Below are 25,028 nucleotides of genomic sequence, written 5' to 3' on the forward strand. Positions count from 1 at the left end.
CTACAGCGCCGCGGTCACCCCGGGCAGCAGCTTGCCGAGGATCGACGCGAGCTGCTCCCGCTCCTCCGGGCTGAGGGGGTCGAGCACCAGCTCGCGCACCTGTTCGACGTGCACGGGTGCGGCGGTGCGCAGCATCTCCCGGCCTTCCGGAGTGAGCGCGGCGGAGAGCGTGCGCTTGTCGGTGCCGCACGAGGTGCGCTCCACCCAGCCGCGCTCCTCCAGGGAGTCGAGGGCGTGGCTGAGGCGTGAGCGGCTGAGGCCGGCGATGCGGGCGAGCTCCGTCATCGTGACGGCTCCCTCACCTTGACCGGCGAGCGTGACGAGGATCGCGTACCTGGCGTGGTTGAGGCCGACCTCTTCCTTCAGGGTGCGATCCAGCACCTGAGGGAGCAGCTGCACGAAGCGGATGACGGGGAGCCAGGCCGCCATCTCGGTGTCGTCGAGTCGCCGTCGATGCTGCTCCGCTGTCATGGTGCCCTCCTGGAGTGTCACGCCGCCGACAGGTCGAGGGTGTGCGCCGTGTGGTCGCGCTTGGCCTGGAGGTAGCGCGAGTTGGACTCCGACAGGTGCACCTCGGTGCGGACCCGCTCGGTCACACGGATGCCGAGGGCCTCGAGCTGCACGGCCTTGTCGGGGTTGTTGCTGAGCAGGCGGATGCCGTCGACGCCGACCGCGTTCAGCATCTGCGCTGCCACGGTGTAGTCGCGCTCGTCTTCGCCGTGACCCAGGGCGACGTTCGCCTCGTACGTGTCGAGGCCCGCGTCCTGCAGCGCGTAGGCGTCGAGCTTCGCGTACAGGCCGATGCCGCGCCCTTCCTGCCGCAGGTAGAGCAGGAAGCCGCCCTCCTGCGCGATCCGCTCGACCGCCTCGCGCAGCTGGGGGCCGCAGTCGCACCGCTCGGATCCGAACACGTCACCGGTCAGGCACTCGCTGTGGGGGCGCACGAGCGGTGCGTCTCCGCCCGCGCTCGCGCGTTCGAGTGCCGCGCGCCAGTCGCCGAGGCCGAGCAGCAGGTGCTCCCGTGCGTCGACGAGGCCGTCGAACGTGACCACGTCGGCCGTGGTGGAGAAGCCGTCGCCGAAGCGCAGCGGCACGCGGACGCGGGTGCGTTCCGTGGCGACCGGAGCGACGGTTGAAGTTTCAATCATGCCCGGTGCAACGCACGGAGCGGGGGAGTATTCCCGACGGCTAGAGGGAGTCTTCCTTCCGCCGCCGCACGAGCCTCAGCTCGCTCGCCAGGATGCCGAGCACGACCAGGGCTCCGCCGACGAGCGCGGTCGCGGGCAGACGCTCGCCGGCGATGCGTCCGATGACCCCCGCCCACACGGGTTCCCCGGCGTAGATGATGGTCGCGCGCGTCGGCGACACCGACTTCTGCGCCCAGTTCATGGTCAGCTGGATCAGGCAGCTCGCCGCGCCGAGCCCGACGGCGCAGCCGACCCAGATCCAGGAGAACTCGGGGACGGCCTCGCCGACCACCGGCATCGTCAACAGCCCCAGCGCGCCGGCTGTCAGCAGCTGGACGACGGTGATGCGCCCGAGGTCGATCCTGCCCGCGAAGAGGCTGATCAGGATGATCTCTGCGGCGATGGGCAGGGTGCTGATCATGGTGACGATCTCGCCCGTGCCCAGCGTGAAGGCGAACGCGTCGGGGCCGGCGATGAACAGCAGCCCCACGAAGGCCAGCGCTGCTCCGACGAAGGCCATGGCGGGCGGGCGGGTGCGGAAGACCGCCCACTGCGCGAGGGGGACGAGCGGCACGTACATCGCGGTGATGAACGCCGACGTGCTGCTGTCGATCGTCTGCAGCCCCAGCGTCTGCAGACCGTAGCCGAGGTAGATCATCACGCCGATCGCGACACCCGCCCCGATGTCGCGCCACCGCATGCCGCGCAGCGTGCGACGGAAGATCAGCACGCTGAGGAGACCTGCGACGAGGAAGCGGATGCCGACGAAGAACCACGGTCCGGAGTGCTCCATCGCCCAGTGCACAAGCAGGAACGTGCCGCCCCACACCGCGGTGATCGCGATGAGCGCGGCCTCCTGCGGGCGGAAGCGCATCCAGCGGAGACGAGAGGGCATCGTTGGCCTTTCTCGACGTTGCCGGATCGAGCATAGTGGTGGCGCATGACGGGAGAAGACGCCCGCGAGCCGGATGCCGCCGCCGACTCGGTAGCCTCGCAGGATGAGCGACTTCGTGAGTGCCGCAGAGCTGAACGACCTCCGGGAGCAGGGCACGCCCGTGCGCGTGATCGACGTGCGCTGGCGGCTGGATCGTCCGGAGGCCGGGCACGGCGACTACCTCTCTGGCCACATTCCCGGCGCGGTGTTCGCCTCGCTCGACGCCGAGCTCTCCACCCACGGTGCGCCCGCCGAGGGGCGGCATCCGCTGCCGTCGACCGCGACGCTCCAGGCCGCGGCCCGCCGGTGGGGTGTCCGGGCCGGAGACACCGTCGTGGCGTACGACGACTCCAAGGGCATCTCGGCTGCGCGAGCGTGGTGGCTGCTCCGGCAGGGTGGTGTCGATGTCCGCGTGCTCGCCGGGGGCATCCGGGCCTGGCGCGCCGCGGGGTTCGCGGTCGCGACGGACGACGTGATCCCCGAGCCCGGCGATGTCGTGCTCGACGAGATCGGCCGCGACGCCCTGTCGATCGATGAGGCGGCGGCGTTCCCCGCGTCGGGAGTGCTCCTCGACGTGCGCGCGCCGGAGCGCTACCGCGGCGACACCGAGCCGCTCGATCCGATCGCCGGTCACATCCCCGGTGCGCGCAACCTGCCGACGCTGCGGCACCTCGACGCGGAGGGCGGCATCCTCGACCGCGACACCGTGCTCGCGACCTTCGCCGAGGTCGGCGTGAACCCCGGAACCCCGGTCGCCGCGTACTGCGGATCGGGTGTCACGGCCGCGCATACGGCACTGATCCTGCACGAGGTCGGCATCGACGCCAAGGTGTTCCCCGGCTCGTGGAGTCAGTGGTCGAACACGCCGGGTCGTCCGGTCGCGACGGGAGATCAGCCGGGCTGATCCTCACGCGGTCCGTAGCCCCAGTGCAGACCGAGTGCCCCAGGACCGAAGGCTCTGCGCACCAGATGCACGGACGTGCCCCTGGTGAGCGGCACCGGACTGATGGTGACCCCGTCCGGTGTCTCGACGTGCTCCTCGCACCAATCGGGGACGGCGTCAGGATGGAAGCGCGTCCACACCAGCAGCTCGCGGCACTTCTGTGCCAGGGCATGACCCGTGTCGCGCATCGGCGGGTAGTCGGACGGGTACTCGACGGACCATTCGACCATCGCCGTGTCGGGGGCGGTGAGCGGGACGTCGAGTTCGAACAGGATGCCGTGCACCTCGCCATCGGGGTGCGAGTAGCGCGCGGCGATGCGCCCGCCGGACACGGCGTCGAGCAGGGGCGGAGGGGTGCTGACCCCCGGGGTGATCTCGAGGAAGGGTATCGCCGTTATCGTGCCGATGGTCGACTGCACGATGCTGCGCGTGATGCTGTACGCGACGTTGCCCTGCGCGTCCACATCGGTCACCGAGTGGGTGGTCAACTCGCGCGACGTGTCGGGGTACGACGCACCCATCGCGTCGAACGCGAGCATGACCGCGCGTTCCAGCTCCTCCTCGTCCATCGGGAAGCGGTTCGGGCCCAGAGGCCCTGTGCGGTTGGTGGGTCCGAGGTGCCGTCGCAGTGCGCCGGCGTCAAGGCCGAGCAGTTCCTCGAGGTCGGCGAGTGCGGCAAGGGACTGCGCGCCCTCGGGGCGTCGGGCCCCCGAACGCCAATAGCTCAGCGTGGCCATGGAGACCCGGTTGCCTCGTGCGTTGAGCTGCTGCTGCAGCCACGACAGCGTCACGTCCCTTGCGTTGACCGCGTCGCGCAGGGCAGCCGCGAAACCGTCGGATCCGGACCTGCGTTCGTCATATTCGTAACTCATCACAGCCCCCGTCCGGTATGTGAAGACCACCGCCCTAAAGTGAGCATACGACCGCACGCGCGTACCTCAGGGGACCGGGTGGGCATGTGGGGTCACTTGGCCGTCTTCGTGGGCGGGTGCCCGACCCTGCGATCTGCGGCCTGACGCAGTGATGCCCCCCTTGCTGCGTATGTCGTGAAGCCCGGCAATCGATCTGGGGAGATCCGCCGGGCTTCACGAATCCTCCGCCGCCGTGCTCGCGGCGTCGCGGCTCCGCGGCCCCGCGTAGACTGGGGGGAACACCCCGGAGGACTCTGGACCGTCATGGCTGCCCCTGCTCGCGCATTCACCCTGCGCCACGTGCAATTGCTGCGCGCACTGTTCGCCGCCGTCGCTGCGCTGATGATCACGTTCTCGTCGGACCACTCGGCGCCCATCGGCCTCGCGGTCTTCAGCGGCTTCGCGTTCGTCACCGCGCTGGTGCATCTGCTCGCGGCGTGGCTGGTGCTCCCCGCAGGGTCGCGATGGTCCGCCATCCTGCTCGCCGTGCTCGGCATCGTCGCGGGAGGGGTGAGCGGCATCCCCGCGCTGCGCTCGGACGACATGTTCTTCATCGTGGTCTCGAGCTGGGCCATCCTCAGCGGAGGGATCGAGCTGCTCGCCGGAATCCGTGCACGCCGCACCGGTGACCCGCTGGCGCGTGACGCGATCACCGTCGGTGCGCTGGGCGTCCTGCTCGGAATCGTGCTGCTGCTGATCCCGTCCGGGTTCGTACAGGAGTACACGATCGACAAGGCCGGCACCTTCATCCTGTCCGGCATCATCCTGGGCGTCGGGATGTTCGGCGGCTATGCGGCGATCGTCGCGGTCTTCCTCGGCATCGCCGGGCTCACTCCCAAGAAGGTGGATGCCGCCGCCGCGGCCGACGAATCGACGGGAAGCGCCGCCCCCTCGGTGCACGGAGGAGAGCGATGAGCGACGAGAAGCCCACCCGTCGGGACATCCTGCGCCCTCTGCACCTCCTGCTCATCGCCTTGGGCTGCGGTGTCTTCGCCGCGGTGGTCACACTGGTCTCGACCGGAGCCTTCACCTCCCGCGTGAACACGGCGATCGCGAACGGCACCTACGACGGTCTCACCCCCGTCGCGCTCGGCCTCGTCGTCGGAGGCGGCGCCTTCATCGTCACGCTGCTGATCCTGGCGATGCTCATCCTCGCCGTCGATCCCTCCGACGTCACCAAGACCGTCGATCGTCCGGTGCTGTACGACCCGGAGCCCGAGGGTGACGCCGAGGGCGAGGAACCCGGCCGCACCGCGTCCTCGTGACCGGAATACCCGTGCGCCGCGCACGCTTGTCCCTGAGGTGACTGCCTCCGTCGACCGCGCCTCCATCGGATTCCGGTCGGCGCGAGGGCCCATCCTCGGGGCGCTGATGCTCGCCACCGGGCTCATCGCCATCGATGCCACCATCCTCGCGACAGCCGTGCCGAGCATCGTCCGCGATCTCGGCAGCTATCAGCAGTTCCCCTGGCTGTTCTCGGTGTACCTGCTCGCCCAGGCGGTGAGTGTTCCGATCTACTCCCGGTTCGCCGACACGGTCGGGCGCAAACCGATCATCCTCCTCGGCATCGCCCTGTTCCTCCTGGGTTCCGTGCTCTGCGGCTTCGCGTGGAGCATGCCGGCGCTGATCGTGTTCCGCATCATCCAAGGGCTCGGTGCCGGGGCCGTCGCGCCGATGGCGATGACGATCGTCGGCGACATCTACACGGTCGCCGAGCGTGCCAAGGTGCAGGGATACATCGCGAGCGTGTGGGCGATCTCGTCGGTCGTCGGACCGGCACTCGGCGGGGTGTTCGCACAGCTCGACGCCTGGCGGTGGATCTTCTGGGTGAACATCCCCCTGTGTCTCATCGCGGCGTGGATGCTGCAGCTCAAGTACAAGGAGCAGAAGCAGACGAGTCGGCATCGGATCGACTACGCGGGCGCCGTGCTGCTGACGATCGGGCTGACCGGACTCATCCTCGGCATGCTCGAGGGCGGCAACGCCTGGGCATGGCTCTCCGTGCAGAGCGCACTCTGCTTCGGGATCGGGATCGTCGCCCTTGCGCTGTTCGCCGTCGTCGAGCGCCGCGTCGAGGAGCCCATCGTCGACCTCCGCCTCGTCGCCAGGCCGCTGATCCTGACCACCACGGTCGTGTCGCTCGGGGTCGGCGCGCTCATGATCGGCGTCACCAGTTTCGCGCCCGCCTATCTCGAGGGCTCGCTCGGCATCGCGCCGTTGCTCTCAGGGCTCGCGGTCGCGGCATTGACCCTGGGGTGGCCGATCGCGGCCGCGAACGTCGGGCGGCTGTATCTGAGGATCGGCTTCCGACGCACCACCATGATCGGGATGAGCATCACCACGGTCGCCGCGATCACCCTGGCGGCGGTGGCGTCATGGCCGCACCCGCTCATGATCGCGGGCATCGCCTTCGTCCTCGGGTTCGGGCTCGGGTGGACCGCTGCTCCGACGCTCATCGCCGCCCAGTCCTCGGTCGAATGGGGCGAACGAGGGGCCGTGACCGGCATGAACGCGTTCGCGCGCTCCGCCGGGAGCGCCGTCGGTGTCGCCGTGTTCGGGGCGATCTCGAACGTCGTCATCGCGCAGGGCGCAGGGACCGACGACCCGGACACGATCATCCACGCGTCGGTGTGGGTGTTCGTCGCCGTCGCAGCGACCGCCGTGCTCACCCTGGTCGCGGCCGCCTTCATGCCACGCGACCGTCCGGAGTCGCACTCCGGGGAGATGCGCGCGTAGCGAGGATCCCGGCCGCGACGTCGAGGGGATCCTCGGACGAGACGTCGTCGGAGCCGATGCCCGCGCGCCAGCGCTCCTCGATCTCGATGATGCGGCGATGCAGCACCGACTCGTCCGGGATCGTGCCCCGCTCCGCCGATTCCGCCAGCCACCGGATCCATGCGTCCCAGCGCGGAACGTAGAGATCTCGGATCAGACCAGACCAATGCCGACCCGAGTAGTCGTGCAGCCCGCTGCTCTGATGACCCCAGACCGAGATCAGGCTGCGCGCGTCCCGCTCCATCGCATCGCGCTCCGCCGGGGTGTCACCCCACGCGCGCGCCTGATCGATCCAGGAGGATGCTCGGGAGTCTGCGCGCGTCGCAGCCAGCCGATCGAGGGCCAGCAGATCATCCTCCAGAGCGGCGCCGTGGCGGCGCAGCTCTGGCGCGTCTCCCGCAGTGAACGCCTCGAGCGCGCCGCGGATGCGGTAGCGGGTGCCCTGCGCGAGAACGTGCCCGGTCAGCTCGACCACGTCCTTCTCCAGCGACTCACGGGAGAGCGCGCGATCGGCGAGGGAGAGCAGCAGCTGCGCGGCGTGCGTGATCGCGGGGAGGTCGCCCAGCACCGCGGGATCGTTCTCGGCGTCGATGTTGGCCGACATGCGAGGGGGTTCGGCAGGCAGGGCCTCTCCGGCGAGACGCTGCGTCGCGAACGGGGCGCGCGCGCTCCATGGCCGCGCGATCACCGGTGAGGGGATCGATCGGGTGCGACCTGGTCCGTACAGCGTGGTGCCGAGCAGTCGCCATGCTTCGACAGCCGAGTCGTCGGCGACGCCGTACCGCTGGACCGCGAAGTCGGCGAGCCAGGCGTCGATGTCCAGCGGTCCCCAGACCAGATCGGAGGCGGCCTCGTAGAACACGGTGTTGTTCTCGATCGCCTCGGGTGCGAGCCCGATGCCCTCCAGGCGGTCGGGCGCCGTCTCGATCAGCTCCGCCACGTCGCGTGCGAGACCGCGAAGGTCCCCGAAGAGTGCGAAACGGCCGCCGAAGTTGTGCACGGCCGTCCAGATCCATCGGCGCCCGTGCATGCCCCTGCGCCACATCGGCGCGTGCTCGCCCCAGAGATCGATCAGCAGGAGCCGGTCGTGCGGGACGCGAGACAGATACGCGTCCACGCGTTCGTCCGTCCAGAATGCGCGGTGGTAGTGGAACGGCCACCCCTGCAGAAGCCAGGTCGCCCGCGGATGCACGGCGGTGACGGCGTCGTGCACCCCTGCACCGGCAGCGGCGAGGTCGGCGAGGTCACCGGACGGCGGCAGCGATTCGATGAAGGGATCGACGGCGAACACGGGCTCGGAGCCCGGGTGTCCCAGCAATTCCTCCTGCGTGTCGAGGAAGAGCCTCATGAAGCGGGCGAAGTCGGCGGAGGCGGGATCCAGCAGTGGTGTGCGCCAGCCCTGCCAATCGATCTCCAGCGCGTCGGGACCGGCGACCGAGCGCGGGACGTGACCTCCGGGAAGGGGCAGCACGGGCGTCATCCCCAGCTCGCGTGCGCGCGTCAGGATGCGACGTGCGAGCGCGATCCTCCGGTCGTCCCAGCGCTCAGGCAACGGACCGCCGAAGTCGTGCATCCCGCCCATCGACATCCACGGCAGGTGTGCGGCGCTGCCGACCCACGCGCGCACAGCGGTCGCATCCGCGCCGGCTCGGCGCAGCGTCTCCGCCAGGACGGATTCGTAGCCGGTGAGCAGCAGAGGATGCGTGACCCCGTGCAGCGCCATCCAGTCGAGCTCCCGCTCCCATCGGTCCTCATCCCAATAGGCCGTGGAGTATCCGTGCGTGACGACGTTCAGGTGGTATCTAACGGCGAAGGGCGTGCGCAGCTCGGTTCGAGGCGCATCGGGCCACCGCTCCCAGGGAAGGTCCAGTCGCGGCGCCTCCCATGTGATGCGACGCCCCTGACCGTGCAGGTACCGGGCGAACGCGCTTGCTGTCGACGGCACGTCCGTGCCGCGCAGCGTGAGCACGCCGTTCTCGGCCTCGTACCCTGCGACCGCGGCGTGCGTCCCCTCCGGCGGCAGCACCTCCACGCGCACGTGCGACGTCTCCGCGCCCACCCGCTCCAGCAGGGCGAGCACCACCGACTCCGGATGCTCCGTCACCGGCGGATCCCCTCATCGAGCGGCAGTGCCATCCGCTGTGCCCAGGAGGCGAAGTCGATGGGCTCACCCGTTCGTCGTGATTCCTCCGCAGCGAACGCCATGAGATGGCTGTCGAGTGCCGTCTCGAAGGAGAGTTCGCCCGTGCCGACCATGTCGAGCCGCACCGCTTCGACGAACTCGGCCATCAGGCCGGCGTCCCCACCGCCGTGGCCCGCGTGATCGCCGAGATCGGGGTTGGGCAGAGCCACCCGCAGGGTGTGACGCTCGTGCGCCAGGACCGACTTGGGGGCGACTTCCCGAGCCTCCAGGGGCAGCCCGTCCGGCATTCGACCGTCCGGTGAGAACAGATCCACGACGATCTCTCCACTCTCCATGTGCCCCGACAGCTGGCCGGCCGAACCCGTGATCGTCACGTTGCGGGTGTTCTCGGCGGTGAAGGCCGAGGCCGTGAGCGTTGCGGTCACGCCTCGGGGGAAGCGCATCGTGGTCTGTTGATGGTCTGCCACGTCGTTGTCGCTGCGGAAGACGCAGCGACCGTAGTCGCCCTCGCGCAGCGCGCGCATGCGGCCGGCGGGGGAGATGTCGTCGCCCAGCAGATGCACGGGGTGGCCCGTGACCCCCGCGAGTGCGTCGACGTAGTAGCGCGGGGCGAAGAAGGGGCAGCTGTCGGCGACGGGACAGCCCTGCACGCAGAACTCCGGTGCGCCCGCGGGAGCGTTCTCGGCGCGGAACCAGCTCAGCTCCCCGATGCTGTAGACCGTCTCCGGCGCTGCGCCGACGAGCCAGCGGATGATGTCGAGGTCGTGCGACGTCTTCGTCAGAGCCATCGGGCCCGAGGTCGCGCTGTTCCGCCAATTGCCCCGCACGTAGGAGTGCGCGAAGTGCCAGTAGCCGACGTTCTCGCGAACCTCGAGGGTGATCATGCGTCCGATGGCGCCGGAGTCGAGGATGCGCTTCACCGAACGCCAGAACGGCGTGAAGCGCAGCACGTGGCCGATGGCGAGGGCCGACGAGGTGCGACGGGCGTGCTGTGCGAGTCGGCGGAGTTCATCGACGCTCGGCGCGGCGGGCTTCTCGAGCAGGAAGGGCAGCCCTGCGTCGGCGACGGCGATCGCGACATCGACATGAAGGGCATCAGGCACGGCGATCACGACGGCATCGGCCTGGAGCAGCCCGAGGTCGGCGATCGCGCCCCGCCAGTCCTCGTAGGTGCGCGCGCCTCCGGCCGCGGCGGCCAGCGCCTCACGCCGATCCGGGGCCGGGTCGGCCACCGCCACGATCCGTGCGCGGTCGGGGTGCTCGATCGCCCATCGCCCGTAGGCGTCGCGACCCCGGCCGCCCGCGCCGATGATGACGATGCGCTGGGGTCCCGCTGACGTGCTCATTTCTCGGCTCCTGCCGTCAGTCCCTCGACGAGGTAGCGCTGCGCGAGGAAGAAGAGGATGACGATGGGGACGGTCACCGCGATGGATCCGGACAGCAGCACGGTCACCGGGACATTGAAGTCGGCCAGCTGCGAGATGCCGAGCGGCGCCGTCCACTGCGCGCGGTCGCGCACGAGGAAGAGCAGGGCGTAGAAGTACTCGTTCCAGGCGATCATGAACACGTAGATCGAGGTCGCGACGACCCCCGGGAGCGCGATCGGCAGCACGACGCTGCGCAGCATCTGCGGGAGCGAGGCCCCATCGACGATCGCTGCCTCCTCGACGCTCTCCGGCAGCGCCTGGAAGTAGTTGCGCAGCATGTAGATCGACACCGGAACCGTGGTCGCGACGTAGACGAGGAACAACCCGATGAGCGAACCAGTGAGGCCCGCCCTGGCGAGGAGCACGAAGAGCGGCACCGAGAGCACGATCCCGGGGAACAGGTAGACCGCGAGGATGATCGCGTTCATCCCGCGCCGACCGCGGTAGCGCAGTCGGGCGGCGGCATACGCCCCGAGGATCGAGACGAGGATCGACAGGACCACGGTGCCGAGTCCCACGAGGAGGGAGTTGAGCACGAAGCGTCCCAGGCCGAAGCCGCCCTGCTCCGGGTCGAGCATCGCCGTGGTGTACCCCGAGAAGTCGAGCTCGTCGAGGGCGGGGAGCAGATCGAGCGGCGCCTGGACGATCGAGGAGTACGGACGCACCGACAGGAGGAATCCGTACAGCACAGGACCGATCGCGAACAGGAGGGCGACGGCGATGAGGATCGTCCGGCCCACGATCGCGGCGGGGCGCGGACGCAGCGGCGAGCGACGGCGGGTCATTCGGTGTCGACCTTTCTGCGGGCGGCGAGGACGTAGACGGTGAGCAGCACGATCAGCACCACCGACATGAGCAGTCCGTAGGCGGAGGCGCTGCCGATGTCGGCGCGGGTGACCAGCTCGGTGTAGACCTTGAGCGCCATGAGCTGAGTCCCTCCGGCGCCCTCGGTGAGAAGATAGACCTCGCTGAAGCTCTGGAACGTCCAGATGAACCGCAGCAGGCACAGCAGCAGGATGACGCCCTTGAGCTGAGGCATGACGATGCGCCAGAGGATCTGCATGCGGTTCGCGCCGTCGAGCGCGGCCGCTTCCTCGATGCTGGGAGAGACGCCCTGCAGCCGCGCGGTGATGAACAGGAATGCGAGCGGGGCGGAGGTCCAGATCTCGAACGCCACGACCACCAGCAACGACAGCGGCACCGGAACCCCGAAGACCTCGGTCGATGAGGTGTTGAGGAAGCCGATCGCCTGATCCCATCCCAGGACCTGACGGCCGAAGGCGTTCACGATGCCGTACTGCGGGTTGAGCATGGTCTGCCAGATGGTGACGGCGGCGATCAGCGGGAGCACGTACGGGACGAGCAGGAGTGCACGCACGATCCCTCGACCTCGGAACGGACTCCGCAGCGCGAGGGCCAGCACCAGGCCGACGCCGACCGAGCCGATCATCGTCAGCGTGGAGTACAGGAGCGTGGTGCCCAGAGCGCGCCAGAAAGCGGGGTTCTCTATCGCGCGCCGGAAGTTGTCGAGCGTCCAGTCGATCGGCTCGGTGCCGAGGCGCGGGATGTCGACGAGCCGGACCTCGCTGAACGCGAAGACGATCACGAGCAGGAGCGGGATGACCGACGCGAGCAGGATGACGAGGAACGTCGGGGCGGTGAGCAGGAGTCCGTTGCGGTCGTCCCGTCGGGAGCGGCGGGTGTGCCGCTCCCGACGGTGACGGAGAGGTGCCGTGCTCACAGGCCCGCCTGGACCTCCTCGACGGCCGCCTTCATGGCGGCGGTCACGTCGGCGGGGGAGGAGCCGTTGTAGAGCTGCTCGATCTGGTTGGCGAGCACGCCCTGGCTGAACACCAGACCGGCGAGCGTGGCGTCGTCCGTGCCCATGCCCCACAGGTAGATCGAGTTGATGCCCTCGCTCATGCCGTCCACGAACTCGTCGCCGTAGATCTCGGCCGAGGTGCGGTCGTGGGCCGGTCCGATGCCCAGCTCACCCCACGCGGCGGCGAATGCCTCGGGGTCGTCGGCCGTCCCGTTGCGCAGCGGCACCCGCCCCTCGGTGGCGACGCCCAGAGTGTCGGCATAACCCTCGTCCAGCACGTACTCGATGTACTGCTGCGCGGCCGCCGTGTTCGCTCCCGTCGGGATGCCGTAGCCGAGCACGGCGCCATACTGTCGCGGCTCCTCGCCGAGCACGGTGATGAAGCCGGTGTTGTCGGCGAGGAAGGTCGGCGTCGCCGCGCAGTCGGGGCAGGTGGCGGGGGTGGCGGGGTCGAGTCCGGCCAGCTCGTCGAGGATGTGGGTGGAGAAGAGGAGCATCGCCGCGTCGCCGTTCATGTAGGCGGCGCGTGCGCTGGTGACGTCGAAGTCTCCCGCGGTCGACGAGTTGCGCAGGGCCAGGAACTGCTCGGCGGCCTCGGTGCACGCGTCGGAGTCGATGGTGACCTCGCCGTCGGTCACGAGTTCGCATCCGGCGCTCTGGAACAGGGACTGGATGCCCTCGGTGGCCGATGCGGTGCCTGCTTGCGTGCCGAAGGCCAGCCCGGTGATGCCGAGTTCCTCCTTGACCGTGGTCGCTGCGTCGGCGAGCTCTTCGACCGAGGTGGGCACATCGACCCCTGCCTGCTCGAGGAGGTCGGTGCGGTAGGCGATCACGTGCGACCAGCCGTCGCTGGGAACCGCGGAGATCTGCCCGTCGATCGTGACCGCTTCGAGCGCGTTCGCGTTGAACGTGTCGGGGCCGAGCGCGTCGACCGCGGCGGTCGCGGCCTGAGTGTCGAGGAGGCCCTGCGAACTCCACGCCCCGGTCTGCGTCGAGGCGTGCAGGATCACGTCGGGCACATCCCCGCTCGCGGCACCTGTCACGAGCGCCTGATCCTGATCCGCGCCGGCCATCGGCACGACCTCGACCTCGATGCCTGTCTTCTCGGTGAAGGCGGCGGCGACCTCCTCCTGTGCAGCGAGCCGCTCGGGAGTCGTCTGCGGGGTCCAGAACACGATGCTCTGGTCCTCGGCCTCCGGCGAGTCGTCGGCAGCGGAACAGCCGGCGAGCAGGGACAGTGCGGCGAGGGCCGCAAGGGGGGCCGCGATGCGCGGCGCTGACATACGGGTCACGTCAACACTCCTCGGGTCGTGGCGCAGCGCGCCGGGGGGAGAAACGCCGAGGCGGCGGTGCCACGGCAGTGATGCGATCCTCCCGCGAAACGAGCGATTCTAGTGAGATCACTCGCCTCGGTGCAAAGAATCATCTTCTGGAACGGTCAGAGTGAAGGTATCGTACGATCCGTGGATGATCTCGACCGCCGCATCATCGGGGCGCTGCTGGCCAACCCGCGCGCCACCAACGCCCAGATCAGCGATGCGGTGTTCACCTCCGAGGCGACGGCGTCACGCCGGGTGGCTCGGCTGATCCGCGAGGGCGCCGTCCGCGTGATCGGCGTGCTCGACGGTGAGGCCACCGCGCGCTCGCGCTCTCTGTTCGTGCGGCTGCGATGCCGCCCCGGCGACGGCAACCGGTCGGCGCAGCGGCTGGCCGCCTGGCCGGAGTGCGGCTCGGTCAAGCTCGTCACGGGAAGTGTCGACTGCATCGCCGAGATCAACTACACATCCAACGATCACCTGCTCGCCATCACGCTCGAGCAGCTGCCCTCGCTCGACGGTGTGCTGGCAGTCTGGAGCAACCAGGTCGTGCGCCGCTTCGCCACGCCGCACAGCTGGCTGCCTGCGCTGCTGTCCGAGGAGATCGCGTCGCAGCTGCGCTCGCAGCGGCTCGATCCGTGGCGGGATCCCCTGCCCGGCGAGCCGGTTCGGCTGGACGCCCTCGACCAGCGGATCGCCGATGCGCTCGCGAGCGACGGACGCCTCGGCTGGCAGCAGTTGGCTGACCGTTGCGACGCGAGTGCCGTCACCGTGCGGCGTCGTGCAGAGGCGATGCTCGGATCGGGAGCTCTGCGCATGCGGGCCGTCGTCGACCCCGAGACGGTCGGCTTGGCCGTGAACGCCTTCATCTCGTTGAGCGTGAATCCGACGCAGCTCGGTCGGGCGGGCGAGATGCTGGCGCAGCACCCGTCCATGCTGATGATCTCGGCCACCACGGGCGACCGGAATCTGTGCGGCGAGGTGGCGCTCGCTTCGGATGCCGCGCTGTACGAGTTCATCTCCGCGACGATCGGCGGACTCCCCGGTCTCCAGCACGCCGATGTGGCGGTCGCGTTGCGGTCGGTCAAGCGCGCGGGTCTCCTCCGCGAAGTCGCTGCGGTGGAGCCGCGCACCATGACCGCGCCGCTCACACGGTGAAGGCGCGCAGGACACCGTCCTGCGCTGCGACGACGAGCTTGTCGGCTGCCATCACCGGTGTCGAGAACGTGTTCGCGGTGAACAGCTGCCGATCGACCCTCACGACCCCGTCGGAGGGACGCACCTCGGCGAGCAGCCCTCCGACCGACACCAACCACGCCGCACCCGTGCGCCGATCGATGACCGGGCCGGCGTTGACGACACGCGGGACCGCCTGGGCGCTCCACCGCGTGGCTCCCGTTGCCTGGTCGACGACGGTGACCACGCCCCACTCGGAGGTGAGCATCAGCCCGCCGTCGGCAAGCGGCAGGCTCGGGGCGAAGATGTAGCTTCCGGGTGAGCGCCAGATCTCCTCCCCGGTGTGCGGGTCGACGGCGATGGCGTCGACGACGGTGCTGAAGACCACGGCGCCTGTCGGGAGCACCTCGACCCAGTCGTCCCACGGGCCGTAGATGAGCTGTCGGTACCGGTCGGGACGGTCGGTCGTGAGGACCGACCAGAGTACGGCGCCGGTGCGCAGGTCGTAGGCATACCCGCGTCCGTCGCCGGCTCCGACGTACACGCGGTCGCCGTCACAGGCCGCACGGCCCGCGGTGCGCACCGGTACCGGAGCCTCCCACAGGGTCACGCCGTCCAGGTCGAGGCACCGCAGCGTGTCTTCGGCGGAGACGAGGATGCGGCCGTCGTCGTCATCGGTCCCGGCCACGAGCGGCGTGGTGAGGACGGGCTTGTCGAAGCGGCTGGTCCACACCGCATGACCGGAGCGCGCGTCGAGCGCCCGCAGGTTGCCGTCCGCGCCGGGCACGACGACTCGGCTGCCGTCGGGCGTGAACGCGGCGCCCCGGTGCACGGCTCCGGCGTCGGCGGTCCAGAGGGGTCTGACCCTGCCCCGTCTCGACGCATCGACCGCTGTGACACGACCCGACGTGGAGCATGCGACCACTGTCGTACCGCTGACCGCCAGCGCTCCCTGGAGTCGGCCACCGATGTCGAGCTCCCACGCGAGGCGAGCGCGCGTCGAACCGGGGAGCTCGACCTCCGTCCACTCTTCTCGGCGCATGCCCGAGGCGTCGACGGCGCGCACCTGGATGCGGTGTGCGCCGGCGGCGACCCCGGTGCGGTCGACGGCTCCGTGCCAGGAACGGCCGCGGGCCACGAGGGGGGTCCACGCGGTCTCGTCCCGCGCGCCGAACACGGCCTGCGGGTGCAGGCGTGCCTCCGCCGAGACGGCGGTCCGGCTCGGGACCGCGGTGAGGGCGATCTCGGTGTCGCCGGGTCGTGGGCTGATGCGGATCGCCTGTGCGGTCTTCGACGGTGCCTCCAGCGGGATCTCTGCGAGCGACTCCACCGTCGGGCTGTCGGCGTCGGTCGCGCCGAGGGTCACGTGCTCGACGTGCAGCGCTCGTCCCTGTCCACCGCGCCGTTCGGTGACGCGGAGGTAGAACGGACCCGGCCGGGCGGCGTTCGCGGTCACCTGCGTGAGGCCGTTGAAGCGATCCACTTCATTGAGGTGGCGGTGTCCGGCGAAGATGCCGCGCACCGGGAACGGCGCGATCGTGCGCAGCAGCGCATCCGTGTCGTTCACGTAGTAGTTGGCGCCACCGAGCGGGTAGTGCAGGAACAGGATCGACGGCCGGTCCTTCACCTCGCTGAGCTCCTCCTTCAGAGCCGCGAGGTCGTCGGCGAAGAGGCCGGGCTCCTGCAGCAGCTGCGTCGGATCGAGCGCCATGAAATGCACGCCGCCGGCGTCGAAGCCGTAGCTCGTGGGGCCGAACCAGTGCTGGAACCGACGGCGGGCACTCGTGTCCCAGCGGATCTCGTGGTTGCCCGGCACGTGCCGGAGACGGCTCCAGAGCGTCGCGGGGATGAGGTCGCGGTAAGCCTCGAACGAATCGTCGCTGCCGTAGTCCGTGATGTCGCCGCAGTGGAGCACGAACTGCGGCTCTTCCGCCTCGATCGCGGCGAAGATCCGGCGCAGGTTGGTCATCCGAGCCGTCTCATCCTCGTTGGCGTGAGTGTCGGTGAGGACGGCGAAGCGCAGAGAGCCCTCCGAGTTCTCCCCCGTCGAGGCGGACGCCAGCTCGCCACCCGGCCAGGGTCCCCAGCCCCCGGCCGCTCCGAGGGCGATGCCCGCAGCCGTCACGCCGAGGAATCCTCGCCTGGTCAGGGGTGTCTCTGTCACGGGTCTGTTCGGTGTCGTGTGTTCCACTGTCCGCTCCTCCTCGTCGTAGGCGTTCTTGCAGCACCCAATCGAGGCGGTGCCCGCCATGTCCCGTCAGCAGGAAGGAATGCGAGGGATCGACACCTCGGCGGCTCGGCTCGCAAGAAACCGATCAACCGACAGGTCGTCAGTCCTGCCGGAATCACTCAACCGGCGTGGCCGCATGGGCGATCTCTTGCACCGGACCGCTGGTGTCTTGATCCTTCGCACCGGATGCCGACACCGTCGTTCGCAGCCGGTCGACGAGAGGCGTCGAGCGCGTGCGACGTGAGGAGAGGCAGCATGAGCAGGTTCACGACGAGGGGCAGGACGCGTGCGGCAGGGGCTTTCGGCCTGCTCGCCACGGCGACCCTGGCCGCAGGCGCCGCGGTCGGTGCGGCACCTGCGGCCGCGATGGCGGGCGGTGACGAGGCCGGGCGCCCTCCGCTGGCTGATCACGTGGTGCTCATCGCCCTGGACGGCTTCGACCCCGACTATCTCGCCGGTGACGCGATGCCGAACCTCCGCGCGCTCGCGACGCGCGGTGCGATCAGCGAGTCGACCGGAGTGATGACCTCCATCACGAACCCGTCCTGGTCGTCGATCGCGACGGGAGCCTGGCCGGAGACCCACGACAACGCGGCCTACTTCTACGATCCGGCGACGGGGGTGGCCGTGGGCCAGCAGCGTGACCTGGCGGTGCCGACCATCGCGGAGTCCATCAGGGAACAGGGCGGAACGGTGCTCTCGTCGCAGTGGTTCATCGTGCAGAACCACGGAACCGCGTTCGGCGATCCCGAGGGGCTGTACACGCAGCCGGGCGGGGACTGCGCACGGCGCACCGATGACGCGGTCGCCGTGCTCGAGGGGCGCCCCGTGATGAGCGCAGGCGTGCCCGTGCAGATGCCCGGCATCCCGGACCTCATTGCTGTGTACTGTGATCGGCTTGACGCACTCGGTCATGCCGACGGAAAGGATGCCCCTGGAATGCCGGAGGCGATCGCCGAGGTCGACGCGCAGATCGGCCGCCTCGTGCAGGCGACCAAGGATGCAGGGATCTTCGGCCGTACGGCGTTCGTAGTGACCGGTGATCACGGCATGGAGACGTTCACGCAGGGCATGCGCGACGACCTGCTCTCGACGATCTCCGACGCCGGCTATCAGGCCGAGCTGCTCACCGCGGGGCAGTCGCCGCGTCCCGAGACCGATGCCGTGATCGTCGTGGGCGGCGTCGGGTCGCTGCATCTCGTCGGCGAAGCGGTGGGTGATCCGTCGGCCGCGGCGGCCATCGATGCGGCGGTCTCCGCGATGCCGCACATCTCCGCCGTGTACGACGAGGTCGAACAGCGGGCGCTGCACATGTCGGCGAAGTACGGCGAGCTGGTGATCGAGCCGGACGAGGGATGGAGCCTCGGCGCCGCTCCGTCGGACGGCGTGTCCGGCGTGCACGGGGTTTCGCGCACCATGCAGACGGTGCTCGTGCTCGCCGGTTCCGGAGTGCGCCCGCACCACGTCGCGCAAGCCCCGCGGCACGTCGACATCGCACCGACGATCTCCGCCCTCCTGGGCATGGAGGCACCGGCCGCCGCCGAGGGGCGCGTGCTCACGGAGGCGATCCGTCGCCGCTGACGGCCCGAGCGGGGCGTCTCGCTAGTGGGCGAGGCGCTCCGCGATGCCGGTGTATGTCGCGGGGGTCAATGCCAGCAGGCGCTGCTTGGCGGCGTCCCCGATCTCGAGCTGCTCGACGAAGGTGGCGAGGTCGGTGGCGCCCACCCGGTGCCCGCGCGTCAGCTCCTTGAGCAGTGCATACGGGTCGGTGATCGTCGAACGGCCGGCGACGACCTCGGCGCGGATGACAGTCTGGATGGCCTCGGCGAGCACCTCCCAGTTCACGTCGAGGTCGGCGAGCAGCACGTCGCGGGAGAGGGAGATCGCGTTCAGTCCGCGGCGCAGGTTGTCGAGGGCGAGCAGCGAGTGGCCGAACGCCACGCCGATGTTGCGCTGCGTCGTGGAGTCGGTGAGGTCGCGCTGCATCCGGCTGGTGACGAGCGTCTGGCCGAGCGAGGCGAGCAGCGCGCCCGAGATCTCGAGGTTGGCCTCGGCGTTCTCGAACCGGATGGGGTTGATCTTGTGCGGCATCGTCGAAGAACCGGTGGCGCCGGCGACCGGGATCTGCGCGAAGTAGCCGAGCGAGATGTAGGTCCAGATGTCGGTGGCGAGGTTGTGCAGGATGCCGCCGGCGTGCCGCACGCGGTCGTACAGCTCGACCTGCCAGTCGTGCGATTCGATCTGGGTGGTGAGGATGTTGAACCCGAGGCCGAGGCCCTCGATGTACTCGCGGGCGATGGTCGGCCAGTCGGCGTCGGGGTCGGCTGCGAGGTGCGCCGACCACGTGCCGGTCGCCCCGGAGAACTTGGCGAGGTATTCGGATCCCGCGATCTGGGCGCGTACGCGCTCGAGGCGCCACGCGAACACCGCGAGCTCCTTGCCCATCGTCGACGGCGTCGCGGGCTGGCCGTGCGTGCGGGAGAGCATGGCGGCGTCGGCGTGCTCGACCGCGAGCTCGCGGAGCTTCGCGATCACGGTGTCGAGGGCAGGGAGCCAGACCTCCTCGACGGCGCGCTTGACGGTCAGGGCGTAGGCCGCGGAGTTGATGTCCTCGCTCGTGCAGGCGAAGTGCGTGAGCTCGGCGATCGCGTCGAGGTCCAGCGCGGAGAGGCGGTCGCGCACGAGGTACTCGATGGCCTTCACATCGTGCTGGGTGACCGCTTCCTTCTCGGCGAGCCAGTCGATCTCGGCCTGCCCGAAGTCGCGGTACAGCGCGCGCAGGCGCTCTTTGTCGGCGTCGGACAGCGGCGAGGTCTCGAACAGCGAGCGGTCGGTGAGGGCGATGAGCCACTCCACCTCGACCTCGACGCGTGCCCGGTTCAGGCCCGCCTCGGAGAGGAAGTCGGCGAGACCGGTGACGGCGCCGCGATAGCGACCGTCGAGAGGGCTGAGCGGCTGCGGCGGGAGCGAAGGCTGGAAAGTCAGGGGAGTCCTCCTGATGGGGCCCCGAAGGTCCGGGGCGTGCGGGGGAGACGAAGGGCGGGTTCGAGCTGGCGGAACAGGCCCCGAGTCGCGGTCTCAATCATACCGAGCACCGAATCGAACATCTCCGCGCCCGCATAGTACGGATCGGGCACGTCGTGCGTCGTCGCGTTCGGGTCGAAAGCGAGCAGGAGGGTGACCTTGCCCTCTTCGTCCTCGTCGCGGGCCCACTCGCGGAGGATGCGCTCATGCGTGCGGTCGAGGGCGACCACGAGGTCGTTCTCGGCGAAGGTCGCCGCGGTGAACTGCTTCGCACGGTGCTGCGACCCGTCGTATCCCCGCCGTGCGAGCGAGTCGATCGTGCGGTGGTCGGCGCGCTCGCCGAGGTGCCAGTCTCCGGTTCCTGCGCTGCGCGAGACGATGCGCTGGCCGAGGCCCTGCTTCTCCGCCAGGTCGCGGAAGACGACCTCGGCCATGGGAGACCGGCAGATGTTCCCCGTGCACACGAAGATCACACGGAAGGGAACCGGGGACGTCACAGGTACATTCTGCCCGCCTCGGGCGTTCCTGCACAGCGCGCGCGAGAGTGCGGGCCTTTTCTGCACACGTGGACAGGTTCATCGGCTCTGCACTGCGCGCGCGCATCCGTAGGGAGCATCGCGCGAGAGAACGCCTCGATCCGGGAACCTGAAGCCATGCACCCCGTCGCACGAGATCACATCGTCGCTTCCGACGACCTCTGGGCCCGCCTCGTCATCCATCGCGAGATCATGGCGGCGCTGTCGATCGTCGAAGAGGCAGGCGCTGCGCTGGTGCGACTCATCGACGGGGCGGACTGGCAGTCCGAGGGGTTCCGCGCGCTGCAGGCTCTGCTCGTCCGGATGCGCGACGACACCGGTGCCGAGTCCGGGAGCCTGAACGTGCGTGCGTGGGAATCGAGCGGGGGAGGGAGGGGATGACGGCACTCGAGATCGATCACGGAGGGGCCATCGCCGTCGACACCGGGCAGTTGCGCGACGTCGGAGCAGGAATGCGGGCGCTGACGGCCAAGTACGAGGAGGCTCGTGATGCGGTCGGTCGTGCGCTCCGGACCGTCGCAGCGCAACCGGGCGCCTGCCCGCACCTCGATGTCGCGGCGTTGCAGCGGAGCGACGAGCACCTCGGGGCGCTCCGCGCCGAACTCGACAGCGCCTGCACGGGGGTGATGCTGATGGCCGACGCGTTCGAGGTGGTCGAGCAGCGCGCCAGGGCCGAAGCGCTCGCCGTGACCGATGCGGCCGCGGCAGCTGCCGCCAGCGCCCGTGCCGACCGACTCGTGGCAGCCGACGGAAGGCTCGCCGACATGGCGGACTATCTGGTGGCGGGATGGGAGCAGCGGCGTTTCGACGGGTTGGGTGAGCAGTTCGACGCCGGGGGTCTGCTGCCGCCGTTGTTCCTGGCGGGGGCCTTGGTGGGGGTGACCTCCGGCGCCGGAAAGCTGCTTCCCGGCATGACGCTGCACGGACCGGCCGACCCGGTGCGCGTGACCGCGGTGAAGACGTCGGCTCCCGACGCGCCGCAGAGCCTCGCCGGAGCGTTGCGACGGATCCCGTCGTCGAACGCACAGGTGGCCGTCGAGAGGTACACGATGCCCGACGGTGCGCCCCGCTATGTGGCGTACGTCACGGGGACGCGCAACTCCGCCCCGTGGCGCGCAGGCGAGGAGGAGCCGTGGGACATGAAGTCGAACGTCGAGCTGTATCAGGGGCGGAAGTCGGCGTCCTACGAGGCGACGCTGGATGCGCTCGAGGCCGCGGGGGCGGAGCGCGGCGATCGGGTCGACGTGGTGGCGTACTCGCAGGGCGGGATGATCGCCGCGCACCTGGCGATGGAGAGCGAATACGAGGTGACGATGCAGCTGACCGCGGGAAGCCCGCAGGAGCCGACGATCGGCGACGACCAGACGCTCGTCCAGCTCCGTCACACCGACGACGTCGTCTCCGCGCTCGCGGGAGGTGGTTCGGCGGCGGGCACGGGGTCGGACGACAGCTTCACCGCGTCGCGGGTCGGCGATCCGCGAGCGGGCCTCGAAGACCTGAAGCTCGAGGCGCACGCGCTCGAGACGTACATCGAGACCGCGGAGATGGTGGATGCGTCACCGGATCCGCGCGCCGAGGCGCTCGACGCGTACTGGGCCGAACTCGGCGAAGCGGTCGACGTCGAGCGCACCGAGTTCCACGCGGAGCGGACGGGATGACCGTGACGGTCGAGGCGACTGGTGTATCAGAGGTGTATCGTCGGTGTATGGCACGCACGAATATCGACATCGACGACGAGCTCGTCCGCGAGGTCATGCGAAGGTACGAGGTATCCACGAAGAAGGAGGCCGTCGATCTCGCGCTCCGCCGCCTGGTCGGAGCGCCCCTGACGAAGGAGTTCCTTCTGGGGCTCAAGGGCTCGGGGTGGTCGGGCGATCTCCAGGCGATCCGTGACGATCCGCCGTCGTCGTGGGGAGATCGGTGATCCTCGTCGACTCATCGGTGTGGATCGCGTATCTGCGCGGCATCGATGCCCCGGTCGTCGACCAGCTGGAACGGCTGATCGTCGATGATGCGGATATCGCGATCACGGAGCCGGTGATCATGGAGCTCCTCGCCGGCGCGCGCACGCCGCAGGAGCTCGCGAGAGTGGAGGCGATCGCGAACGGATTACCCCTCGTTCCGCTGCGTTCGGTGACGGACTTCCGAACCGCTTCCGACCTCTATCGCGCCTCGGCTCTCAACGGCCATCCGATCCGGAGCATGGTCGACTGTCTGATCGCGGCCGTCGCGATCCGTCGTGACGTGTCGCTGTTGGAACGCGATCGTGACTTCTTGTTCCTGGCGGAGATCAGCCCGCTTCGCCTCGAGTCCGCGTCCTGAGGTCAGTCGCGACGGGACCTCTTGCTCTGCGGGCGCAGGATGAAGCCGAAGATGCCGTTGATCACCGAGATGATGAGCGCCGCGAGGACTCCCCACCAGAAGTCGCCGACCGCGAGGCCCCAACCGAAGCCGCTCGTGATCCAGGCCGTCAGCCACAGCAGGAAGCCGTTGATCAGGAAGCCGATGAGCCCGAACGTGATGATGTAGAGCGGGAACGCGACGATCTTGACGACGGTGCCGATGATCGTGTTCACGAGCGCGAAGATCGCGGCCACGGCGAGCAGCGTCAGCACGAGCTGCAGGGTCTCGCCGGGAGGGAAGGCGGTGATCGTGACCTGCAGGGCGGGGATCAGCGTGACGACCCACAGAGCGAAGGCGTTGACGACGACGCGGATGATGAAGCGCATAGTCCGACCAGTGTCGCACGGACGCCCGCGAGAGTCAGCCTCCGGGGGTCTCTCGGATATGCGTGGCGAGGACCTGCGCGATCTCCTTCAGGTCCAGCCGGCTCTGAGCGACGTCGAGGACGAAGTCGAACGCCTCGTCGTTCGTGAAGGTGACGTCGTGCCTGTTGAGCCGGATGAAGATGAACATCAGGTACAGGGAGATGCGCTTGTTGCCGTCGAACAACGCATGATTCTGTGCCACCGAACTGATCAGTGCCGCGGCCTTCTCTTCGAAGGTCGGATAGGCGTCGACGCCGAACATCCCGGCTGCAGGGCGAGCCAGTGCAGAGAAGAGCAGCCCCTCATCGCGGACGTGCAGCCCGAGCTTCGCGATCAGAGCGAGTGCCTGCTCGGGCTCGATGTACTCGGTCGCCATCTGTTAGGCGTCTTCGAGCCGCCGGAGAGTGTCGGCGTAGCGCTCGGTGACTTCGGCGGCGAGGGAGAGCACTCGATCCGTCTTGGACTCGCTGTTCGCGAACCGCGCGGCGGCCTCGATGATCACCGCGTGCTTGGAGGTGTGCCGCGCACGCGCGATCGCCTCGAGCTGGGCATCGAGTTCTTCCGGGAGTCGCACCGTCATCGCCATACCAAAATGGTACCACCGCCGTTCGCATGTCGACAGAGAGACCCGGACTCGCGCCGTGAGCTCCCCTCGTAGACTCGACCTCGTGACCGAGCCGACCCTGCCCCGTATCCGCCCCGCGATCGCCGCCCTCGCGCCGTACCGGCAGGGCAAGCAGGCAGGGCCCGACGCGTTCAAGCTCTCGAGCAACGAGAATCCGTTCGATCCGCTGCCCGCGGTGCTCGAGGCCCTGCAGCGCACGACACCGATCAACCGCTACCCGGATGCCACCGCCGCTCGACTGCGTGCCCGACTCGGGGAGCGCTACGGCGTCGACCCCGACCAGGTGCACGTCGCGTCGGGCAGCGTGTCGATCCTGCACCAGCTGATCCTCGCGACGGCGTCCGTGGGCGACGAGGTGATCTACGCCTGGCGGTCCTTCGAGGCATACCCGAGCCTGCCGCTCGTCGCCGGAGCGACCGGGGTGCAGGTCCCCCTCACCGCCGAGTCGCGTCATGACCTCGACGCGATGGCGGATGCCGTGACGGAGCGCACCCGCGCGATCATCCTGTGCACCCCGAACAACCCGACCGGCCCGATCATCACGAGCGCCGAGTTCGCCGCCTTCGTCGAGCGGGTGCCGAACGACATCCTGATCATCCTCGACGAGGCGTACGCCGAGTTCGTCACGGCACCCGATGCGGTCGACGGTCTCGCCGAGCGGGTGTTCGAGCAGCACCCGAACGTCGTGGTGCTGCGCACGTTCTCGAAGGCCTACGGTCTGGCCGGGCTGCGGGTCGGGTACGCGATCGGTCACGAGAAGGTGTTGGACGCGGCGCGGACCACCGGCATCCCGCTCTCGGTGACCTCGGCGGCGGAGAACGCCGCGATCGCGAGCCTCGATGCCGAAGCGGAACTCCTCGACCGCGTGAGCGTGATCGTCGAGCGACGCACCCGTCTCGTCGCCGGCCTCCGCGCGCAGGGCTGGGATGTGCCGGACTCTCAGGCGAACTTCGTCTGGCTGCCGACGGGCGAGCGCACCGACGACGTCGCGGTCGCCTTCGTGCAGAACGACCTCATCGTGAGGCCTTTCTCCGGCGACGGCATCCGCATCTCCGTCGGCGAAGAAGACTCCATCGCCCGCGTGCTCGAGGTCGCCGCGGCCGTCCGCTGACCTGCCGTCACGGCCGCGCCGCGCCCGGTTTCGCCCGGAATTCTCCGGTTTCCGGGCAGTTATGTGGGCGTCCTAGGTATGCGTGACCCGGCATGCGGGC

At 69.4% G+C, this 25,028-nt stretch carries 26 protein-coding genes; 11 read left to right on the plus strand and 15 right to left on the minus strand.

The window, feature by feature from the left end; genetic code table 11:
* The 3 genes from AB0E56_RS03865 to AB0E56_RS03875 are packed head-to-tail and all read right to left on the minus strand — an operon-like array spanning position 1 to position 2,082.
* Positions 1–471, minus strand: a complete 471-nt coding sequence (locus tag AB0E56_RS03865; RefSeq protein ID WP_359796796.1) for a MarR family transcriptional regulator — start codon at positions 469–471, stop codon at positions 1–3.
* A 17-nt stretch (positions 472–488) separates the two neighbouring features.
* On the minus strand, positions 489–1,148 hold the full coding sequence (ribA, locus tag AB0E56_RS03870) for a GTP cyclohydrolase II (protein ID WP_359796798.1): 660 nt from the start codon (positions 1,146–1,148) through the stop codon (positions 489–491).
* 40 nt (positions 1,149–1,188) lie between these two features.
* Positions 1,189–2,082 carry a DMT family transporter gene (locus AB0E56_RS03875; RefSeq protein WP_359796800.1) on the minus strand — a complete coding sequence of 298 codons (894 nt, stop codon included), beginning with the start codon at positions 2,080–2,082 and terminating at the stop codon, positions 1,189–1,191.
* Between the two features lie 103 nt (positions 2,083–2,185).
* Between AB0E56_RS03875 and AB0E56_RS03880 the strand changes: the two genes are divergently transcribed.
* Entirely contained in the window at positions 2,186–3,025 is an 840-nt protein-coding gene (locus AB0E56_RS03880) for a sulfurtransferase (RefSeq protein ID WP_359796801.1), read from the plus strand.
* On the opposite strand, the gene AB0E56_RS03885 is transcribed toward AB0E56_RS03880, so the two are convergent.
* Positions 3,013–3,936: a hypothetical protein gene (locus tag AB0E56_RS03885; RefSeq protein WP_359796803.1), complete on the minus strand. Its 924-nt coding sequence runs from the start codon at positions 3,934–3,936 to the stop codon at positions 3,013–3,015. The two genes, AB0E56_RS03880 and AB0E56_RS03885, sit on opposite strands and share 13 nt — an antisense overlap.
* A gap of 303 nt (positions 3,937–4,239) precedes the next feature.
* On the opposite strand from AB0E56_RS03885, the gene AB0E56_RS03890 reads away from it, so the two are divergent.
* The 3 genes from AB0E56_RS03890 to AB0E56_RS03900 are packed head-to-tail and all read left to right on the plus strand — an operon-like array spanning position 4,240 to position 6,711.
* Positions 4,240–4,890 (plus strand): acyl-CoA synthetase, encoded by a 651-nt coding sequence (locus AB0E56_RS03890; RefSeq protein ID WP_359796805.1) that lies wholly within the window; start codon positions 4,240–4,242, stop codon positions 4,888–4,890.
* The gene (locus AB0E56_RS03895) at positions 4,887–5,240 is read left to right on the plus strand and encodes a hypothetical protein (protein ID WP_359796806.1); all 354 of its coding nucleotides are present in this window, start codon (positions 4,887–4,889) and stop codon (positions 5,238–5,240) included. Before AB0E56_RS03890 ends, AB0E56_RS03895 begins: the two co-directional genes overlap by 4 nt.
* A 37-nt stretch (positions 5,241–5,277) precedes the next feature.
* Complete coding sequence (locus AB0E56_RS03900) at positions 5,278–6,711, plus strand: MFS transporter (RefSeq protein ID WP_359796808.1); 1,434 nt, start codon at positions 5,278–5,280, stop codon at positions 6,709–6,711.
* On the opposite strand, the gene AB0E56_RS03905 is transcribed toward AB0E56_RS03900, so the two are convergent.
* The 5 genes from AB0E56_RS03905 to AB0E56_RS03925 are packed head-to-tail and all read right to left on the minus strand — an operon-like array spanning position 6,662 to position 13,425.
* A complete protein-coding gene (locus AB0E56_RS03905; RefSeq protein ID WP_359796810.1) occupies positions 6,662–8,854 on the minus strand; it encodes an alpha-N-acetylglucosaminidase TIM-barrel domain-containing protein in 2,193 nt (730 codons plus the stop codon). The two genes, AB0E56_RS03900 and AB0E56_RS03905, sit on opposite strands and share 50 nt — an antisense overlap.
* On the minus strand, positions 8,851–10,239 hold the full coding sequence (locus AB0E56_RS03910) for a Gfo/Idh/MocA family oxidoreductase (RefSeq protein ID WP_359796811.1): 1,389 nt from the start codon (positions 10,237–10,239) through the stop codon (positions 8,851–8,853). Before AB0E56_RS03910 ends, AB0E56_RS03905 begins: the two co-directional genes overlap by 4 nt.
* A complete protein-coding gene (locus AB0E56_RS03915) occupies positions 10,236–11,105 on the minus strand; it encodes a carbohydrate ABC transporter permease (protein WP_359796813.1) in 870 nt (289 codons plus the stop codon). The genes AB0E56_RS03910 and AB0E56_RS03915 overlap by 4 nt, the downstream gene beginning before the upstream one ends.
* Positions 11,102–12,061, minus strand: a complete 960-nt coding sequence (locus AB0E56_RS03920) for a sugar ABC transporter permease (RefSeq protein ID WP_359796815.1) — start codon at positions 12,059–12,061, stop codon at positions 11,102–11,104. The genes AB0E56_RS03915 and AB0E56_RS03920 overlap by 4 nt, the downstream gene beginning before the upstream one ends.
* Complete coding sequence (locus AB0E56_RS03925; protein ID WP_359798255.1) at positions 12,058–13,425, minus strand: extracellular solute-binding protein; 1,368 nt, start codon at positions 13,423–13,425, stop codon at positions 12,058–12,060. Before AB0E56_RS03925 ends, AB0E56_RS03920 begins: the two co-directional genes overlap by 4 nt.
* 180 nt (positions 13,426–13,605) lie before the next feature.
* On the opposite strand from AB0E56_RS03925, the gene AB0E56_RS03930 reads away from it, so the two are divergent.
* Positions 13,606–14,616: an Lrp/AsnC family transcriptional regulator gene (locus AB0E56_RS03930; RefSeq protein ID WP_359796817.1), complete on the plus strand. Its 1,011-nt coding sequence runs from the start codon at positions 13,606–13,608 to the stop codon at positions 14,614–14,616.
* Here the strand turns inward: AB0E56_RS03930 and AB0E56_RS03935 are convergent.
* Positions 14,606–16,798, minus strand: a complete 2,193-nt coding sequence (locus AB0E56_RS03935; RefSeq protein ID WP_359796818.1) for a PQQ-binding-like beta-propeller repeat protein — start codon at positions 16,796–16,798, stop codon at positions 14,606–14,608. The two genes, AB0E56_RS03930 and AB0E56_RS03935, sit on opposite strands and share 11 nt — an antisense overlap.
* Before the next feature lie 321 nt (positions 16,799–17,119).
* On the opposite strand from AB0E56_RS03935, the gene AB0E56_RS03940 reads away from it, so the two are divergent.
* Positions 17,120–18,445, plus strand: coding sequence for an alkaline phosphatase family protein (locus tag AB0E56_RS03940; protein WP_359796819.1), 1,326 nt, complete (start codon positions 17,120–17,122; stop codon positions 18,443–18,445).
* 21 nt (positions 18,446–18,466) lie between these two features.
* On the opposite strand, the gene purB is transcribed toward AB0E56_RS03940, so the two are convergent.
* Both purB and AB0E56_RS03950 read right to left on the minus strand, forming a co-directional pair.
* Positions 18,467–19,849, minus strand: coding sequence for an adenylosuccinate lyase (gene purB / locus AB0E56_RS03945; protein WP_359798257.1), 1,383 nt, complete (start codon positions 19,847–19,849; stop codon positions 18,467–18,469).
* Positions 19,846–20,385 (minus strand): low molecular weight protein-tyrosine-phosphatase, encoded by a 540-nt coding sequence (locus AB0E56_RS03950; RefSeq protein ID WP_359796821.1) that lies wholly within the window; start codon positions 20,383–20,385, stop codon positions 19,846–19,848. The genes purB and AB0E56_RS03950 overlap by 4 nt, the downstream gene beginning before the upstream one ends.
* A 156-nt stretch (positions 20,386–20,541) precedes the next feature.
* On the opposite strand from AB0E56_RS03950, the gene AB0E56_RS03955 reads away from it, so the two are divergent.
* From AB0E56_RS03955 to AB0E56_RS03970, 4 genes are read left to right on the plus strand one after another with little or no spacing between them, the layout of a single operon-like run.
* The gene (locus AB0E56_RS03955) at positions 20,542–20,805 is read left to right on the plus strand and encodes a hypothetical protein (protein WP_359796822.1); all 264 of its coding nucleotides are present in this window, start codon (positions 20,542–20,544) and stop codon (positions 20,803–20,805) included.
* Complete coding sequence (locus AB0E56_RS03960; protein WP_359796823.1) at positions 20,802–22,082, plus strand: hypothetical protein; 1,281 nt, start codon at positions 20,802–20,804, stop codon at positions 22,080–22,082. The genes AB0E56_RS03955 and AB0E56_RS03960 overlap by 4 nt, the downstream gene beginning before the upstream one ends.
* Before the next feature lie 47 nt (positions 22,083–22,129).
* A complete protein-coding gene (locus tag AB0E56_RS03965; protein ID WP_359796825.1) occupies positions 22,130–22,348 on the plus strand; it encodes a type II toxin-antitoxin system VapB family antitoxin in 219 nt (72 codons plus the stop codon).
* Positions 22,345–22,746: a PIN domain nuclease gene (locus AB0E56_RS03970; protein ID WP_359796826.1), complete on the plus strand. Its 402-nt coding sequence runs from the start codon at positions 22,345–22,347 to the stop codon at positions 22,744–22,746. The genes AB0E56_RS03965 and AB0E56_RS03970 overlap by 4 nt, the downstream gene beginning before the upstream one ends.
* A gap of 2 nt (positions 22,747–22,748) precedes the next feature.
* Here the strand turns inward: AB0E56_RS03970 and AB0E56_RS03975 are convergent, their stop codons facing one another.
* The 3 genes from AB0E56_RS03975 to AB0E56_RS03985 are packed head-to-tail and all read right to left on the minus strand — an operon-like array spanning position 22,749 to position 23,778.
* Positions 22,749–23,153: a phage holin family protein gene (locus AB0E56_RS03975; protein WP_359796828.1), complete on the minus strand. Its 405-nt coding sequence runs from the start codon at positions 23,151–23,153 to the stop codon at positions 22,749–22,751.
* A 34-nt stretch (positions 23,154–23,187) separates the two neighbouring features.
* Positions 23,188–23,568, minus strand: a complete 381-nt coding sequence (locus AB0E56_RS03980; RefSeq protein ID WP_359796830.1) for a type II toxin-antitoxin system death-on-curing family toxin — start codon at positions 23,566–23,568, stop codon at positions 23,188–23,190.
* A gap of 3 nt (positions 23,569–23,571) precedes the next feature.
* Positions 23,572–23,778 carry a ribbon-helix-helix protein, CopG family gene (locus AB0E56_RS03985; protein ID WP_183151271.1) on the minus strand — a complete coding sequence of 69 codons (207 nt, stop codon included), beginning with the start codon at positions 23,776–23,778 and terminating at the stop codon, positions 23,572–23,574.
* Positions 23,779–23,860: 82 nt separating this feature from the next.
* Between AB0E56_RS03985 and AB0E56_RS03990 the strand changes: the two genes are divergently transcribed.
* Entirely contained in the window at positions 23,861–24,928 is a 1,068-nt protein-coding gene (locus tag AB0E56_RS03990) for a histidinol-phosphate transaminase (RefSeq protein ID WP_359796832.1), read from the plus strand.
* Positions 24,929–25,028 lie beyond the last annotated feature (100 nt).

Source organism: Microbacterium sp. NPDC028030, assembly GCF_040637855.1.
Taxonomy (GTDB): Bacteria; Actinomycetota; Actinomycetes; order Actinomycetales; family Microbacteriaceae; genus Microbacterium.